At 44.4% G+C, this 17,066-nt stretch carries 15 protein-coding genes; 5 read left to right on the top strand and 10 right to left on the bottom strand.

All coding sequences use genetic code 11. The annotated features are described in order from the left end of the window. Positions 1 to 72: 72 nt before the first annotated feature. The 3 genes from odhB to FW774_RS17625 form a co-directional block, all read right to left on the bottom strand. Entirely contained in the window at positions 73 to 1,299 is a 1,227-nt protein-coding gene (odhB, locus tag FW774_RS17635; RefSeq protein WP_149349535.1) for a 2-oxoglutarate dehydrogenase complex dihydrolipoyllysine-residue succinyltransferase, read from the bottom strand. Positions 1,300 to 1,313: 14 nt separating this feature from the next. Beyond that, the gene (locus FW774_RS17630; protein WP_149349534.1) at positions 1,314 to 4,094 is read right to left on the bottom strand and encodes a 2-oxoglutarate dehydrogenase E1 component; all 2,781 of its coding nucleotides are present in this window, start codon (positions 4,092 to 4,094) and stop codon (positions 1,314 to 1,316) included. 184 nt (positions 4,095 to 4,278) lie between these two features. Further along, positions 4,279 to 5,664 (bottom strand): DASH family cryptochrome, encoded by a 1,386-nt coding sequence (locus FW774_RS17625; protein ID WP_242457869.1) that lies wholly within the window; start codon positions 5,662 to 5,664, stop codon positions 4,279 to 4,281. Between the two features lie 211 nt (positions 5,665 to 5,875). Between FW774_RS17625 and FW774_RS17620 the strand changes: the two genes are divergently transcribed. Further along, a complete protein-coding gene (locus FW774_RS17620) occupies positions 5,876 to 6,781 on the top strand; it encodes an NAD-dependent epimerase/dehydratase family protein (protein WP_149349533.1) in 906 nt (301 codons plus the stop codon). Here FW774_RS17620 and FW774_RS17615 read toward each other — a convergent pair. From FW774_RS17615 to FW774_RS17590, 5 genes are all read right to left on the bottom strand, one after another. After that, complete coding sequence (locus tag FW774_RS17615; protein ID WP_149349532.1) at positions 6,778 to 7,119, bottom strand: (2Fe-2S) ferredoxin domain-containing protein; 342 nt, start codon at positions 7,117 to 7,119, stop codon at positions 6,778 to 6,780. The two genes, FW774_RS17620 and FW774_RS17615, sit on opposite strands and share 4 nt — an antisense overlap. A gap of 114 nt (positions 7,120 to 7,233) precedes the next feature. Beyond that, positions 7,234 to 8,112 (bottom strand): FKBP-type peptidyl-prolyl cis-trans isomerase, encoded by an 879-nt coding sequence (locus FW774_RS17605; protein WP_149349531.1) that lies wholly within the window; start codon positions 8,110 to 8,112, stop codon positions 7,234 to 7,236. After that, on the bottom strand, positions 8,113 to 8,655 hold the full coding sequence (locus FW774_RS17600) for an FKBP-type peptidyl-prolyl cis-trans isomerase (RefSeq protein WP_242457868.1): 543 nt from the start codon (positions 8,653 to 8,655) through the stop codon (positions 8,113 to 8,115). Between the two features lie 109 nt (positions 8,656 to 8,764). Beyond that, positions 8,765 to 9,181 (bottom strand): OsmC family protein, encoded by a 417-nt coding sequence (locus FW774_RS17595; protein WP_149349530.1) that lies wholly within the window; start codon positions 9,179 to 9,181, stop codon positions 8,765 to 8,767. Between the two features lie 7 nt (positions 9,182 to 9,188). Further along, positions 9,189 to 10,358 carry a trans-sulfuration enzyme family protein gene (locus FW774_RS17590; RefSeq protein ID WP_149349529.1) on the bottom strand — a complete coding sequence of 390 codons (1,170 nt, stop codon included), beginning with the start codon at positions 10,356 to 10,358 and terminating at the stop codon, positions 9,189 to 9,191. Positions 10,359 to 10,753: 395 nt separating this feature from the next. On the opposite strand from FW774_RS17590, the gene FW774_RS17585 reads away from it, so the two are divergent. Next, positions 10,754 to 11,302 (top strand): REP-associated tyrosine transposase, encoded by a 549-nt coding sequence (locus FW774_RS17585; protein WP_149349528.1) that lies wholly within the window; start codon positions 10,754 to 10,756, stop codon positions 11,300 to 11,302. A gap of 244 nt (positions 11,303 to 11,546) precedes the next feature. Here FW774_RS17585 and FW774_RS17580 read toward each other — a convergent pair whose 3' ends face one another. Beyond that, positions 11,547 to 11,888, bottom strand: coding sequence for a Rieske (2Fe-2S) protein (locus FW774_RS17580; RefSeq protein ID WP_149349527.1), 342 nt, complete (start codon positions 11,886 to 11,888; stop codon positions 11,547 to 11,549). 46 nt (positions 11,889 to 11,934) lie between these two features. Here FW774_RS17580 and FW774_RS17575 point away from each other — a divergent pair, with 46 nt between their 5' ends. The 3 genes from FW774_RS17575 to FW774_RS17565 all read left to right on the top strand — a co-directional run bounded on the left by FW774_RS17575 (position 11,935) and on the right by FW774_RS17565 (position 15,447). Then, entirely contained in the window at positions 11,935 to 12,558 is a 624-nt protein-coding gene (locus tag FW774_RS17575; RefSeq protein ID WP_149349526.1) for a 7-carboxy-7-deazaguanine synthase QueE, read from the top strand. 74 nt (positions 12,559 to 12,632) lie between these two features. Next, the gene (locus tag FW774_RS17570; protein WP_149349525.1) at positions 12,633 to 14,540 is read left to right on the top strand and encodes an OmpA family protein; all 1,908 of its coding nucleotides are present in this window, start codon (positions 12,633 to 12,635) and stop codon (positions 14,538 to 14,540) included. Between the two features lie 91 nt (positions 14,541 to 14,631). After that, on the top strand, positions 14,632 to 15,447 hold the full coding sequence (locus FW774_RS17565; protein WP_149349524.1) for an enoyl-ACP reductase: 816 nt from the start codon (positions 14,632 to 14,634) through the stop codon (positions 15,445 to 15,447). A gap of 860 nt (positions 15,448 to 16,307) precedes the next feature. On the opposite strand, the gene FW774_RS17560 is transcribed toward FW774_RS17565, so the two are convergent. Then, on the bottom strand, positions 16,308 to 17,066 hold the full coding sequence (locus FW774_RS17560) for a tetratricopeptide repeat protein (RefSeq protein WP_242457867.1): 759 nt from the start codon (positions 17,064 to 17,066) through the stop codon (positions 16,308 to 16,310).

Below are 17,066 nucleotides of genomic sequence, written 5' to 3'. Positions count from 1 at the left end.
ACCTTTAACTTTACACAAAAAAGGCCTGTAATAACAGGCCTCTATATCAATTTATATATGTCCAATCAATCCCTAAACGCCCAGCAACAAGCGTGTCGGGTCTTCAAGCAATTGCTTTACACGTACCAGGAAGCTTACCGATTCACGACCATCAATAATGCGGTGGTCATACGATAAGGCAATATACATCATTGGACGGATAACGACCTGCCCATTCAGCGCCACCGGCCGCTCTACAATATTGTGCATACCCAAAATAGCCGATTGCGGCGCATTGATGATCGGCGTAGACATCATTGAGCCAAATACACCACCATTGGTAATGGTAAATGTACCTCCGGTCATTTCTTCTATCGTCAGCTTATTATCCCGGGCTTTACCGGCAAGCTCAACTACCGCTTTTTCAATTTCGGCCAGGCTTTTTGAATCTGCGTTGCGTATAACGGGCACAACAAGTCCTTTTGGTGCAGAAACAGCAATAGATACGTCCGCGAAATCGCTGTACACGATCTCATCACCTTCAATACGGGCATTTACTGCCGGAAACTCTTTCAGCGCTTCGCAAACCGCTTTGGTAAAGAACGACATGAAGCCAAGGCCTACCTGGTATTTATCTTTAAATTTCTCTTTATACTTCGCCCTGATATCCATGATGGGCTGCATATCTACCTCGTTGAAAGTAGTCAGCATAGCCGTTTCATTTTTAACCGTTACCAAACGTTTGGCAATGGTTTTACGCAGCGAGGACAACTTCTCACGGCGCTCATTACGAGCCCCGGCAACTGGTGGTGGGGGCGTTAGAACAACTTGGGTAACTTTTTCTGAGGCTTTCTTAGCTCCTGCCTGTGCATTGTTTGCGTCTTCTTTGGTAATTCTGCCATCAATACCTGTACCTTTTACAGCAGCAGGGTCAACACCTTTTTCCGCCAATATTTTAGCCGCAGCCGGCGATGGTGTACCTTTTGCATAACTATCAGCCGTTTTTTCTGCTGCAGGAGCTGCCGGCTTGCTGTCGGCACTTTCAGCTTTCGGCTTTTCGCTTTCAGCTTTTGGCTTAGCAGCGCCGCCCTCTTCAATCGTGCAAACCACCGCCCCGATAGGCAGCACATCGCCTTCTTTAGCTATTGTTTTTAAAGTCCCGGCCTGCTCTGCAGTAAGCTCAAAGGTAGCTTTGTCTGATTCCAGCTCGGCGATTATCTCATCCATCTCTACATAATCACCATCTTTTTTAATCCAGTTAGATAATGTTACTTCTGATATTGATTCGCCTACGGGCGGAACTTTGATCTCTAAACTCATAATATGTTTGGGCTTTAATCGATGTTAACGACTTTTTTAGTGGTTTTTTCTACGGCTTTTTTTACTTCAGACCCGGCTTTATCCTCAAACGCTTTTCCTACGATATATAATTGCTGATTAACGTGTTGTTTTGAATACCCGGTAGCGGTACTGCTGCTTTCCTTGCGGGATATGACGTCAAAATTAAAGGCAGAATTACGGAATTTCCGGCATATAAACGGCCACGCACCCATATTTTCCGGCTCTTCCTGCACCCAGATAAATTCTGCGTTTTTATATTTGATCCTTACCTGCTCCAGCTCATCGTGAGGTATCGGATAATACTGCTCCAAACGCACAATAGCTACATCTTTACGCTGATCTGTTTGCTGTTTTTCCAGCAGATCATAATATACTTTACCGCTGCACAGTAATACCCGTTTAACCTGGGCTGCTTTTACATAGCTATCGTCAATAACCGGTTTAAAGCTGCCTTCTGTAAAATCTTCCAGCTTGCTTACTACCAACGGATGACGCAGTAAGCTCTTTGGTGTAAACACGATCAATGGTTTACGGAAATCGCGTTTCAGCTGACGGCGTAAAATGTGGAAGAAATTGGCCGGTGTGGTACAATTGGCTACCTGGATGTTATAATCGGCACAAGCCGCCAGGAAACGCCCGATACGGGCGGAAGAGTGCTCAGGCCCCTGACCTTCGTATCCATGAGGCAGCAGCATTACCAACCCGTTAGAGCGTTGCCACTTGGTTTCGGCACTTACTACAAACTGATCAACGATAATCTGGGCGCCATTAAAGAAATCGCCAAACTGCGCTTCCCAGATAATCAGCGATTGCGGATTAGCCAGCGCATAACCATATTCAAAACCTAACACGCCGTATTCTGACAACAACGAGTTATAGATATTGAATGGCGCCTGAGGATTCACTTCGTTTAACGGTGTATATTCTTCTTCCGAATCTTCGAGTGTAAGCACAGCATGGCGGTGAGAGAATGTTCCGCGTTTAACATCCTGACCGCTCAAGCGCACCCTGTGGCCTTCGCTCAAAAGTGTTCCGTAGGCCATCAGCTCACCCATTGCCCAATCAAATGTTCCGGTTTCAACCATCTTTGCCCGTTCTTCAAACAGCTTTTCGATTTTTTTAAAGAATTTTTTGTCTTTCGGCAACGTGGTGATCTTTTTCGCGATACCGAGAAAAGTTTTTTCTGCAACTTTAGTTACGGCAGGCTTATAAATTTCTTCGGGTGTAGCCAGATGCAATCCCAACCAGGCTCCGGAGAACATCGGATTGGTGTTTGAGTAAGGCTCTTCTTTCGACTCATTTAAACGTTCCTGCAACATGGCCCTGAAACTCTTTTCCATTTCTTTGGCCAGGTTGGCATCTACACTACCCTGCTCTAACAGCTTTTTATTATAAACCTCGCGGGGATTAGGGTGCTTCTCAATAATTTTATACAGCAAAGGCTGTGTGAATTTAGGTTCGTCAGATTCGTTATGGCCGTAACGGCGATAGCATAAAATATCGATGAATACATCGTTATGATATTTCTGACGGTATTCTACTGCCATATTAATAGCATAAACCAGCGCCTCTACATCGTCGCCATTTACGTGGAATACAGGCGACAGGGTTACTTTAGCAATGTCTGTACAATAGGTTGATGAACGGGCATCTTTATAGTTGGTGGTAAATCCAACCTGGTTATTGATCACCAGGTGAATGGTTCCGCCGGTACGATAACCATCCAATTTGGCCATCTGCAGCACCTCATACACAATACCCTGGCCGGCAATAGATGCATCGCCATGAATCAGGATAGGTGCAATCCGGTTAAAATCACCATTATATTTAAAGTCTGCCTTAGAGCGGGTCATTCCCTCAACCACCGGGTCAACAGTTTCCAGATGCGAAGGGTTAGGACATAAACTCAGATGCACTTTTTTGCCATTGGCAGTTTCTACATCGGTAGAATATCCCAAATGGTATTTTACGTCTCCGCCAAAAGGTTTGGTTTCATCGTAACTTTTACCTTCAAACTCTGAAAATATCTCTTTATAGGTTTTGTGCATGATATTGGCCAGCACATTCAACCGACCGCGGTGCGCCATACCAATTAAAAATTCCTCGATACCCAGCTCGGCGCCTTTTTCAATCACCGAATCCAGTGCCGGAATTACACCTTCTGCCCCTTCAAGCGAAAAGCGCTTTTGTCCCAGGAACTTTGTTCCCAAAAAGTTTTCAAATACTACGGCCTCATTGAGCTTTTGCAGGATCCGCTTTTTGGTTTCTACCGAGAAGTTAGGCGTATTGCGTTCGCGTTCCATACGCTCCTCAAACCATTTCATTTTTTGAGGACTGCGGATAAACTTATACTCTGCCCCGATAGACTGGCAATAGGTTTGCTCAAGCAGTTCGCGTATATCACGTAAAGTAGCCGGCCCTAAACCTACCTCAACACCGGCATTAAACACGGTATCTAAATCGGCTTCGGTAAAACCAAAGGTTTCCAGTTCCTTACCGGGATAATATTTTCTGCGTTCCCGTACGGGATTGGTTTTGGTGAATAAATGACCACGGTCGCGATAACCGTTGATCATATTGAGCACTTTGATTTCTTTTAAAAAATGTTCTGATGTACCTGCATTTTCTGCCGAAGGCTGTGCCTGTCCGAAATCAAATCCTTCAAAAAACTTCTGCCAGCCAAATTCTACCGATTCGGGGTTCTGTTTATATGCCTGGTAAAGTGAATCTATGTATGCCGCGTTTGCACTGTTAATATACGACGGGTTGCTCATGAGGATATAATTGTTTATTTATAGTAGCGGTTGCAAAATTATAACTTTGGGTGCACAAAGCTGCACAAAATAATGAATAAATCTACGCAATCGATGTAGGGCTAAGCCAACTCTGAATCTGCATATCAATTTAACGATATTGCTCATGTTAAGCCGGTTGCCGGTTTTGAATTTTGACTTAACATTACGTGGCTGTTTGTAAGTTTGATATCACTGCATCGTATATGGTATTTCCAATTCCGTAGTTTTCTGTTTCTGTTTCGCTTAGCAGCCAGGGCTGATGTACCTGGGCACCGGGAATACAGGCAAGCTCCGGGACCCACTTACGCACATAATCTCCTTTGGGATCATAATTCAGGGCTTCTTTCTGAAGATTTATGTCGCGGTTTTCTTTGGGATTATTGCCCACGCCTGCAATTGCAGCCCAGTTGCCCCAGTTGCTTGCCGGCGAATAATCAATTAACTTCTCTTCGAAATAAGCAGCGCCCCACGTCCAGTTTACCGCCAGGTTCTTAATCAGGTAGCTGGCAACAGCGGTACGCCCGGTAAACGAAACATAGCCGGTAGCATTCAATTCACGCATCACTGCATCAATAAACGGCATTCCGGTATGACCGGTTTTCCATTTTTCAAATTGAAGCTCCTGGTTTTCGGCAAAGGTGAGCGGTTTACCGGTAAAGCCGGTTTCTCTGAAAAATTTATTGCCATGTTTTTTAAACATAAAGCGGTAGTAATCACGCCATAAAAGCTCTAATATTACCTGGCTGGCAAAACCGCCATAATCAGGATTGCTGATATACTCTTTCATTACCCAGTATACCTGGCGTATGGATAAACAACCCAAAGCCAGCCAGGGCGACAGGTTTGAAGTAACTTTTTTTGAGAGCTGAGGTTGGATAAACAGCTCGTGAAGATGTTTCAGACCTTCGTGCTCTCCGCCTATAAACAATGCGGCATTATCGTCAGCAGTTTCCGGATAACCTAAATCACTTAATGACGGTAAAGCACTTTCCTCCACATTATCCGGCAAAGGAATATGTTGCGGAGTAGCAAAACAGGGCCGGATCTCGCTATCGCGTTCTACCTTTTTTTTGAAGGTGGCAAAAACATCCGGGATATCCTTTATCGGGAAAGGAAGGTCTTCTTTATGATACATGGTATGCCCGATAAAGTGCTTGAGATTAATGTGCAGCTTCCAGAGCGCATCCTCTACCAGCGTAGATATATGTGTTTCCTCGTGTGCTACCTCACGGTGATGATACACTTCGGCTATCTCATACTTACGGGCAATTTCGGGTAATACTATTTCGGGATGTCCTTGAACAACCAGCAGATCTCCCCCCGCTTTTTGAAGTGTTTGTTTCAGGTCAGCTACACTTTCAAGCAGGAAACGGGCACGTTTTACGCCGGTTTTCCTGGAACCGGTAGCCGTTTCACGGAATTGCCGGTCGTCAAAGCAATACACAGGCAATACCCTTTCGGCCTTATTTATCGCTTCTAAAAGGATTTCATTATCGTGGATCCGGAGATCATTTCTAAACCATACCAAAATGGTTTTAGGAGACATCATGCTTTCTTTCCAGATTACAAAGGTACAAACTCTGTAGATTTACCTACCATCATTTATATGTAAGATTTTGCGCTTGATAGTTGGCTTAGTTGATGAGTGTTAAGATTGAGACCTATCTATTCGGGAATGAGCGCATCACATATTTTGACTTTTAATTTAACTTTTCAAACTACCTCAAGCCTTCGATTGTTGCTATGATAACTGACATGGTATGAAAATTTTACTGGCTGGCGCAAGCGGATTTATCGGCAGGGCACTGCTACATGAGCTTCAACGACAGGGATATGAGCTGATATACCTCTGCCGCGATAAAAGATTCATGCCTCCGGCACCTGACAATGTACAGTATATTGAAGCGGATCTATTACGGACAACAACTTTAAGATTGCCCGTTGATGTTGATGTTGCTTATTATTTGCGTCCGTACATTGCACCTGATTCTATGGTGTTTAACCGGTTACAATTTATTCTTGCAGAAAATTTTATTAAAGCGCTGGAAGAAACATCATGCAGGCAACTCATCAGCCTGACTGGTATTACTACCGACCGGCAAAACGAAAGTTCCCGTATCAATCACCTGTTGCTGCAAGGTAATATTCCATGTACCATAGTAAAAACAGCGCCCATCTTGGCGGCTGAGAGTGTATTTTTTACCAGCATCCACACGCTGGTGAAAAAACTGCCCATTATTATCCTGCCCGGATGGTTAAAAAACAGCCTGCAACAACCCATCGCATTACAAGACCTTGTTGCCTGCCTAACGGGTATATTATTAAACACCTCGTCCTTTAACAGGGACTTTGATGTTTGCGGCCCTGATGTGATGACTTACAAGGACTTACTGCTAACTTATGCCAGGCTATTGAAACTGTCGCGAACAACACTATCTATTCCTGTACCGGGGATATTGTGGACCCGCTTTTTAGGTATGCTAATGGAGTTGCCTGTAGAGCAGGTACGTTCATTAAACAGGCATTTACGCCATACGCTAACCTGCGATACAACCAGTCTGCAACAGCTTGCAGGCATTACGCCAACCGGTTTTGAGCAAGCCTTACAAAACCTGGCTGTTCCACCGGCACCAGTCCGTACCGCAGAAAGGCTTTATACAGCTTAACCTTTTTTCCAGGGAAGTTTACTAAAATCGGCATCGGTGAGACGTAACCGTTCCACCACCCGGTTATTTTGTAAGTGCTCGGTAACTATTTCGTCAACATCAGATAATTGTACGTGCCCATAGAAAACACCTTCGGGATACACTACCACACTTGGGCCAAGCTCGCAGGTTTCCATACATCCGGCCCGTTGCGCTCTTATTTCCGATTGCAGGCCCCTGGCTTTTACCTGTTTTTTAAACGCAGCCACCAACTCCATTCCATGAGCTTCGCCGCAGCATACCCTGCCTCCCGCCGGACGCTGATTGGTACAAATAAATACGTGCTTCTTATATAACATAAACTTTATTGGAAGCCAAAAATAAAAAGTTAAAAGTTATACCGGTTTCAGGTTTCAATATCCTGAGCTACAGCCTGCCTTGCAGCATCTGCTACAAACCATATAAAGATTTGATCACTCGCTGGCTACATCCGTAACCTTTACATCAAAGTAAAGCGGGGAGAACGCCGGAACGGCTCCGGAGCCGGTTAAGCCATAACCATATTTTGACGGACTTATAAAACGTACCGTACTGCCTTCTTTTACTAAAGGCAATATGTTTACCCAGCAATCGGCCAGCGTATTTAAGGTATAGGATGTTAATGTGCTTGAGGCTGTCGCACTGCCGTCAAAGTAGGTTCCGTTAAGTAGTTTTCCTACGTAAGTGGCTGTTATCACCGAATCTGCCGTAATCGGACTGCCCGAACCCATTTCTACTACCCGGTAGTAAATGCCATCAGCCGTTTTGGTATAGGATGAGGTTAAGCCATTGGCATCCATATATTTTTTAATCATCTGGTCTTCGTACTCATCCAGACCGGCTATATCCAGCGCTTTAACGGTAACATCCAACGACGCGTTGCCGGGTATGCTTCCTGAACCGTTGCGACCGTAAGCCAGCCTCGATGGGATCAGCAAGCGTATCTCCCCTCCCCGGTTCTTCAAAACTTCCTTCACTCCTTCACGCAAACCGGTTATGCCAAAATAACCCAGGTAATTACCATAATGGTTCACAATGGTATCGGTAGACGAATAGGAGCCATCCAACGTTTTCATGGTATATACCAATGGCACTTGCTCCGTATAATCCATTTCACTTCCGGTTCCCGGTGTAATGATTTTAGAATAAATACCGGTGTCGTTATACGGTGTCATGCCGGTTAAGTTATTGGCCTTAATATAGCTTTGAATCTGGCGTTCATCGTACTGCTCAATGCTTTCGTATTCTTTTTTACAGGATGAAAATGCCAGCAAACCTAAACCCAGCAATAAAAACAAGTGATGTAATTTCATTTAATTATACGTTTTAACATTCAGCAGTTCAATCTCAAAATCAAGCACTGAATTAGCGGGAATTCCGTTTTGAGTGTAAGGACCATAGGCGTATACCGATGGCGTAATTATACGGATTTTACCCCCGTTCTGTAGTCCTCCGTCAACAATACCATTCATGCTTGCGGGGGCAAGCGCAATTTGCCAGGCCGGAATAAGGCCGGCCAAACCGTTTGGTATTTGCTGTGGGCCCAAAGTCACGCCCGTTGTATTGGAATCAAACACGGTACCGTTTAATAGCTTGCCGGTATATTTAACCGTAATTTCTGTTGTGCTGAGGTCGCCGTAATCATAATCACCGCTACCCGGATCTTCCAGCACATAATAAATACCGCTTTTATGCTTTACTGCTTCGATATGGTTTTGCGCCAGATAGTTTTTTATCACTATGGTGTCCTGGCCTAATTGCTTGTTCGCATCATAAACCGGCGTATCATCTGCTTTTCTACAGGAAGCAAAAGCCATGCAGGCAATGAGAAAAACGGCTGTTATATATTTTATCATATTATTTCAAGGATGCAAATTTATCTTTTTAAACGGCAAATGCGAAGCGTTAACATATTTTAACAGTTAACCCTAAAGCCATCCGATAAAACTACTGGAAAAAAGGCGCTTATTTCAATTTCACTTCGTAGGTAATTTCTACGCCTCCGGCAGCCAGCATATCGTGTACCGAGCAATATTTTTTCACAGCAAGCTCCGCGGTTTTTTCGGCTTTCGCCAGGTCAATATTCCCCGTCAAGGTAAAAACCATGTGAATTTTGGTGAATACAGCAGGAATCGCATCAGCACGCTCGCCGGTTACAGAAACCGAAAAATCGCGAATAACCTGCTTTTGCTTTTTCAGGATATTAATTAAATCCAGCGAACTGCAGGAACCCAATGCCATCAGCACCAGTTCCATCGGGCGAACGCCTAATCCTTCTCCACCTATTTCCGGCGAACCGTCAATATGCACTTGTATATTGGGAGTGCTGCCTTCAGCCTGAAAGTGGACAGCGTCGTTCAATCGTTTTAATTCTACCTGCATGATGATTTTATTTTGAATTAGCCAGGGCTGTTTCCAGGTCGGCCAGAATATCGTTAATATCCTCCAAGCCCACAGATATACGTATAGAACCGGGATAAATTCCCACACGGGCACGCTCCTCATCGGTGAGCTTGGAATGCGTAGTCGACGCCGGATGTGTTACAATACTGCGTGAATCGGCCAGGTTGGAGGTAATTAGTATCATGTTCAAGGCATCCAGGAAACGTTTTGCCCGGTCAAAGCCTCCTTTTACAATAAAGGAAACCACACCGCCGCCCTGCTTCATCTGGCGTCTGGCAAGCTCATATTGCGGATGCGAAGGCAGAAACGGGTAACGTACCTGCTCAATTTCAGGATGCGCCTCCAGCATTTCAGCTACCTTTAATGCGTTACTGCAATGCCTGTCCATACGCAGGGGAAGGGTTTCCAGACTTTTTGACAACAACCAGGCATTAAACGCCGACATTGCCGGGCCGGTATGCCGGATAAAGAACATCATATCCTTGATAAGTTCTCTACGGCCTACCACTACACCACCCAGAACGCGTCCCTGTCCGTCCATGTATTTGGTTGCCGAATGGCTTACCAAATCAGCGCCAAACTGAATCGGCTTTTGAAGATACGGCGTAGCAAAACAGTTATCTACATTGATAATGATGTGCGGATATTTTTCTTTAAGCTTAGCCAGCAATTCCAAATCTACCAGCTCCAAACCGGGATTTGACGGCGTTTCCAGGAAAATCATCTTTGTTTCCGGCCGGATAGCCGCTTCCCAAAGTTCGGGCTGCGAGGCATCGATGTACGTTGAAGTAATTCCCCAACGCGGAAAAAATTGTGTAAGCAACTGATGTGTTGACCCGAATATCGAACGAAAAGAAACAATATGGTCGCCACTTTTTAATAAAGCGGCAAACGAGGCAAATACAGCAGCCATACCCGAAGCAAAGGCTAATCCATCCTCGGCTCCCTCCATATCACAAACTTTTTCAATAAATTCCGTGGTATTGGGATTGGAATAGCGTGAATAAACGTTACCCTGCATCTCTTCGGCAAATATCGCCCTGCTTTGCTCAGCATCGTCAAAAATAAAACTCGATGTAAGATATAAAGGCACAGAATGTTCGCGGTAAGGCGTCCGTTCTGCCTGAGTACGTATCAGTTTGGTTTGTTCTTTCATTACGTGGCAAACTTACACAATGATGTATTATTTTTTTGTAAAAAAATGCGGCGTTAAAAACGCCGGAGAAGGAGAATACAACATCTGGCCTGCGCTCGTTTGTAACGAGTGCATACCTCTATTGCGATTGCATCGCAAATCCATTTATAACAAATATATTGTACAACGTTGCAATCAGCTTGCGCTCGTTTGTAACGAGTGCATACTTCTATTGCGATTGCATCGCAAATCCATTTATAACAAATATATTGTACAACGTTGCAAACGTTGGAGATAAAGACACTCGTTGCAAACGAGCGTCAGCAACAAGTAGAAACTCAGCCTGCGCTCGTTTGTAACGAGTGCATACTTCTATTGCGATTGCATCGCAAACCTAAAACACTTATTTTAGTTGCATGTCCCATCAATACAAAGTCCGTAATGCCGAGGGCATTTATTTCATGACGCTGACCATTGTTGGCTGGATTGATATTTTTACACGTATTGAGTATAAATCTATTATTGCCGATTCGCTAAACTACTGCCAGCAGGAAAAAGGATTAATTGTTTATGCCTATTGCTTAATGACCAACCATATCCACTTAATAGCGGCTGCTGAACCAGGTTATAAACTATCGGAAATAATACGCGACTTTAAAAAATTCACCAATAAACAAATTATACAGCAAATTAAAACAAATAATGAAAGCCGTGCCGAATGGTTACTAAATAAGTTTGAGTATGCCGGTAAATACCTGCAACGGGTAAAAGATTATAAAGTATGGCAAGATGGATATCATGGTGTTGAACTGGTCAGCAATTATTTTATCGACCAAAAACTTGATTACATCCATCAAAATCCTGTAAAAGCCGGTATTGTAGCCGAATCACATCATTATCTTTATAGCTCGGCCATAGATTATGCCGACGGTAAAGGTTTGGTTAATGTAGTATTGCTTCAATAAGACTTAGCTTATGCTCATTTGCAATGGACGTTCATTAGCTTGCGCTCGTTTACAACGAGTGCATACTTCTATTGCGATTGCATCGCTAAAATATATGTACAACGTTGCAAACGTTGGAGAAAAAGGCACTTTGGCTTGCGCTCGTTTGCAACGAGTGCATACCTCTATTGCGATTGCATCGCAAATTCTCCTTACATATATACACGGCGTAAAAACGCCAAATAATACGAGCGTCAGCAATACATCATCCACCCCATACCTTTTTCCACCAGCTTTCTTTCATACCGATGTATAAGCCATCGTCACGCAATTCCAAAGGATACACGTCCGCGTAATCATACTGACCGGGAGCGCCTTTACCGGTTTCCAGGTCGTATTCATAGCGATGTATCGGACAAACAATATGGCCATTTTTGCACCAACCGCCGCTTAATATGCCGCCCGCATGCGGACAAGTATTCTGCAACGCATAAAACCGTCCATCGTTTCTAACCAGGCAGATTTTCTGTCCGTCAATCTTTACCATGCGCACAAAATCACCGGATTCCTCGCTTTCGTGTTTTGACAATATCCTTACCCAATGCATCGGCCAAACCTGTTTGAATGCGTATATTTGCAGCCTAAATTACTAAATGGCACACATAATACCAGAAGACGGCTCGCTTTTACCTTTAATGGAAGAGTTTTACACCATACAAGGCGAAGGCTTTAACACCGGCAAAGCCGCCTATTTTATCCGGTTGGGAGGTTGTGATGTTGGCTGTCACTGGTGCGATGTAAAAGAAAGCTGGGACGCAGAACTACATCCTCTAACCTCTGCCGACCGCATTATTGAACATGCCTCGCAATATCCCGGCAAGGCTGTTGTGGTTACCGGCGGCGAACCCCTGATTTATAACCTGGATTATCTGACTGCCGAACTGCAAAAAAAAGGTATCAAAACCTTTATCGAAACTTCCGGAGCCTATCCTTTAAGCGGCTCATGGGACTGGATTTGCCTGTCGCCAAAAAAATTCAAAGCTCCTCTACCTTCCGTAGCGCCCAAAGCGGATGAGCTGAAAGTCATTGTTTTTAACAAAAGCGATTTTGAGTGGGCCGAACAGCATGCGGAACTGGTTTCACCACAATGTAAGCTGTACCTGCAGCCCGAATGGTCTAAAGCGACAACCGTAACACCACTTATCATTGATTATGTAAAGGAAAACCCAAAATGGGAAATTTCCTTACAGACACATAAATACCTCAATATTCCTTAATTAATTCACAATTATTTCATAATTTACTTATATTAGACTTCGTTAAGGCTAAACGCTCTCTTAATAGCCGCCTAATGAAAAAGAAGGTAGTAACTATATTATTATCGCTATGCATGGGTTACACTTATGCCCAGAGCGGTTTTGAATCAAAAAACAGGAATGCCCAGCAGGCCTACCAGAACGCGGGAAAAAGCATTACCTACAAACTATATGATAAGGCCATTGAACAGCTAAAGCAGGCCGTAATCTACGACGAAAAGTTTACAGCAGCTTACCAGCAAATGGGCGATGTTTACCGCCGTCAGCAAAAATATGCCGAAGCGGTCGAGGCCTATAATCACGTATTGCGCCTAAACCCTGATTTCTATCCCGGCACGTATTTCGGGTTGGGCGAAAGCGAGGTTAATACCGGGAAATACAACACAGCGCTTGACCATTTAAAGAAATACCTTTCCTATCCAACAGTCTCCGAAAGCGGCAAAAAGCAGGCCGAAAAGCTCATAGCCGATTGCGAGTTCAGTATTCCTGCCATACAGCACCCGGTAAACTTTAACCCGGTAAACCTGGGCGAGGGCGTAAACACCAAAGACTGGGAATACCTGCCCGTAGTTACTGCCGATGATGAAACCCTGATTTTTACCCGGCAGACTAACCAGAATGAGGATTTTTATACCAGCGTTAAACGCGATGGCAAATGGACAAAAGCTACATTTCTGAGTCCGAATATTAATACCAGCGAATTTAACGAGGGCGCACAGTGTATTTCGCCCGATGGCATGTACCTGTTCTTTACAGGATGCAACCGCCCGGACGGCATGGGACGTTGCGATATCTATATCTCTAAGCGTGAGGGCAAAAGTTGGAGCAAACCCTTTAATATTGGCAACCCGGTCAATTCCCCCGGCTGGGAGTCGCAACCGTCGTTATCTGCCGATGGAAAAACGTTGTATTTTGTAAGTACCCGTCCCGGCGGATATGGTGGCTACGACATCTGGAAAAGTACCTTGAAACCCGGCGGTGGCTGGAGTGACCCGGAAAATCTTGGCCCCAATATCAATACGGCCTACGATGAATATTCGCCGTTCATCCACGCTGATGACCAGACGCTGTATTTCTCATCAAACGGCTGGCCGGGATTTGGGCATAAAGACCTTTTTTTAAGTCGTAAAGACAGCGCAGGCAACTGGCAAAAACCTGAGAACCTGGGCTATCCCATTAATTCATACGGTGAAGAAAGCGGCTTATTTATCAGCAGTGATGGTCGCACGGCCTATTTTTCAGCTGAAAAACCCGATGGTTACGGCGGCATGGACATTTATTCGTTCGACCTGCCGGCAGCCCTGCGTCCTAAACCGGTTACGTATGTTAAAGGTATTGTATTCGACAAAAAAACCGGTGAACCACTGGAAGCAGCTATCAAAATCATTAATATAGCCGATAATACGCTGGCTTACGATGATTCGTCCGAGCCGGGCAGCGGCGAATTTCTGGCTACCATGCCTATCGGCAAAAAATTCGCCCTGAATATTGAAAAAGAAGGCTACCTGTTCTATTCCGCCAATTATTCGCTGGACAAACCCTCATCGGCTATCAAACCGTTTTTAGTAAAAGTACCGCTTGAAAAGATTGAGCCGGGCGCACTGGTAGTACTTAGCAATATCTTCTTCGACACCAACAAATACAATCTCCTGCCGGAATCTAAGGCCGAGCTGCAACAGGTAATTCATTTCCTGCAAAAGAACCCAAAAGTGGTTATCGAAATCTCCGGGCATACCGATAATGTAGGCGATATGCAGAAGAATATGGTATTATCAGAAAATCGAGCAAAAGCAGTCTATAATTACCTGCTCGAAAACCAAATTGCAGCCTCACGGCTTACCTATAAAGGATATGGCGAAACCAAGCCGGTAGCAGAAAACGCATCGGAAGAAGGACGACAGCAAAACCGACGCACCGAATTCCGGGTAATCAAAACCGATTAAAATCCTGTTCGATTATCTTTCACAGCGCCGAAACTAAACTTTTGGTGTTTCGGCTTTATCCATTAACTTAGCCCTCACCAAATTTGAATACATGGCTTATAATTTATTAAAAGGCAAACGCGGTATTATTACCGGTGCATTAGATGCTAATTCTATAGCCTGGAAAGTGGCTGAAAAAGCGCACGAAGAAGGGGCTACCTTTGTATTAACCAACGCTCCTATTGCCATGCGCATGGGTGAAATTAACGTGCTGGCAGAAAAAACAGGCTCAAAAATTATCCCGGCCGATGCCACCAACATAGACGACCTAACCAACCTGTTCACCCAATCGCAGGAGATACTTGGCGGAAAAATCGACTTCATGCTGCATTCCATCGGCATGAGCGTTAACATCCGTAAAAACATACCCTACACCGAATCCAACTACGATTATTTCATGAAAGGAATAGATGTTTCGGCATTGTCTTTTCATAAAATGCTGAGCGTAGCCAAAAAACTGGATGTCATTAACGAATGGGGCAGCGTGGTTGCATTAACCTATATGGCCGCACAACGTACTTATCCGTTTTACACCGATATGGCCGATATCAAAGCCATGCTTGAATCCATTGCCCGCAGCTTTGGCTATCATTATGGCGTTGATAAAAAGGTACGTATCAATACCGTATCGCAATCGCCTACCAAAACAACCGCAGGTACCGGCATAAAAGGCTTTGGCGATTTTTACGACTATGCCAATGCCATTGCACCGTTAGGTAATGCCGATGCTGAGGCTTGCGCCGACTACTGCATCACTTTATTCTCTGATTTAACCCGTATGGTCACCATGCAGAACTTATTCCACGATGGCGGATACTCATCCACCGGAGTAAGCAGCGAGGTTATGGCCAAACTGGGTGTAGAGTAACTGAGAAATCTTTAAGATTGCTTCGTCGTACCTCCTCGCAATGACGAAAATAGAACGTCACTGCGAGGAATCGAAGCAGTCTTCATGCTATCACAATCCACATCATATACTGGCTTAAGTTTCCGTGAGGCGTTAAGTGCCCGACTAACTTAAGCCTTCATATTACAGGAAAGTTTAACTTTCTATAAAGTTTACGGCGTTACAAACGCCGGATAATGATGCACTCGTTAATATAAACGAGCGCAAGCCTACCCTTAAGATTGCTTCGAGAACTTCAACAGACAACGCCTTTTTGTCCATAGGGACAACCGCTTTGTAAACAGTAGAACATGTGGATATGCGTGCCGTAGGTACGCCACCTTTTATTATGGACTGCTCCTACGGAGCAAAATATTAGTTTGCAGGTATTTTTACAAAGCGGTTGTGCCTATGGCACATTTCATTATCCCTAACGAGTGAAAAATTTACCTTAAATCTCCTTTGCATCATTCTTGTTTATCTCCTGTACTGGCTTAAGTTTCCGTGAGGCGTTGAGCGTCCGACTAACTAAGCCTTCGTATTACAGGAAAGTTTAACTTTTTATAAAGTTTACGGCGTTATAAACGCCGGGTAATGATGCACTCGTTAATATAAACGAGCACAAGCCTACCCTTTTAAGATTGCTTCGAGAACTTCAACAGACAACGCCTTTTTGTCCCATAGGGACAACCGCTTTGTAAACAGTAGAACATGTGGATATGCGTGCCGTAGGTACGCCACCTTTTAGTTATCAGAGGATTGCCCCTAAGTTTGCAGGCACTTTTACAAAGCGGTTGTGCTTACGGCACATTTTATTATCCATAACGAGCGAAAAATTCACCTTAAATCTCTTTCGCATCATTCCTGCTTATCCACCCCTCGTTGCCATTAGCCAGCCTGATTCTCATCCAATCGCCGAAATTTTCCAGCAACTGTACTTTGGTTCCTTCGTGCAACACAAACAGGTTACCAGAATCAGCATTGGGGGAGCTTTTTACCGTAACGGAAGGCGTAAAAACAATCGCTTCGCGATGCGTTTCGAAATAGTGAGCCTGCCGGTTAGTAATTATAATGACCAGGCAACCCAATATGAGTAAGGTCAATCCGGCATAAAACGACGTTCTTTTAACGCTTACCATAGCTGCAAACAGGTATACTATGAATAATGCCGATGCCGCAAGCACCAGTAGCACGCTAAGCCCCGCCCAGGTATTTGCCGTAAAGCTGAACAACAGTCCTTTCCACCACTGTTGTATAAATAATTCGGGCGCTTCAATCACCTTATCGGTGATTTTGGAGTTTGCAAAGCGGATGTTAAACCGGATATCCTCATCGCCGGGCGACAGCCTGTAGGCTTTTTCATAATTCAGGATGGCCGGGGCAATTCGTCCGTTTTTATAATACGCATTACCCAGGTTATAATATAATGCGGCAGACTGATAACCGGCATCCAATATTTGCTGGTAAGAAGTAATGGCATCGTTATATTTCGATTTGGCATACTGCTCATTTCCCTTTTCAAAAACCGGCTGTAAATCATTACCGGCTGCAAAAAGCGGCAGCACCATACTAATAACAAGATATGTGATATACTTCGGCAT

Source organism: Pedobacter sp. BS3 (genome assembly GCF_008274585.1).
Classification (GTDB): domain Bacteria; phylum Bacteroidota; class Bacteroidia; order Sphingobacteriales; family Sphingobacteriaceae; genus Hufsiella_A.
This window is presented reverse-complemented; position numbering and strand designations above follow the sequence as displayed.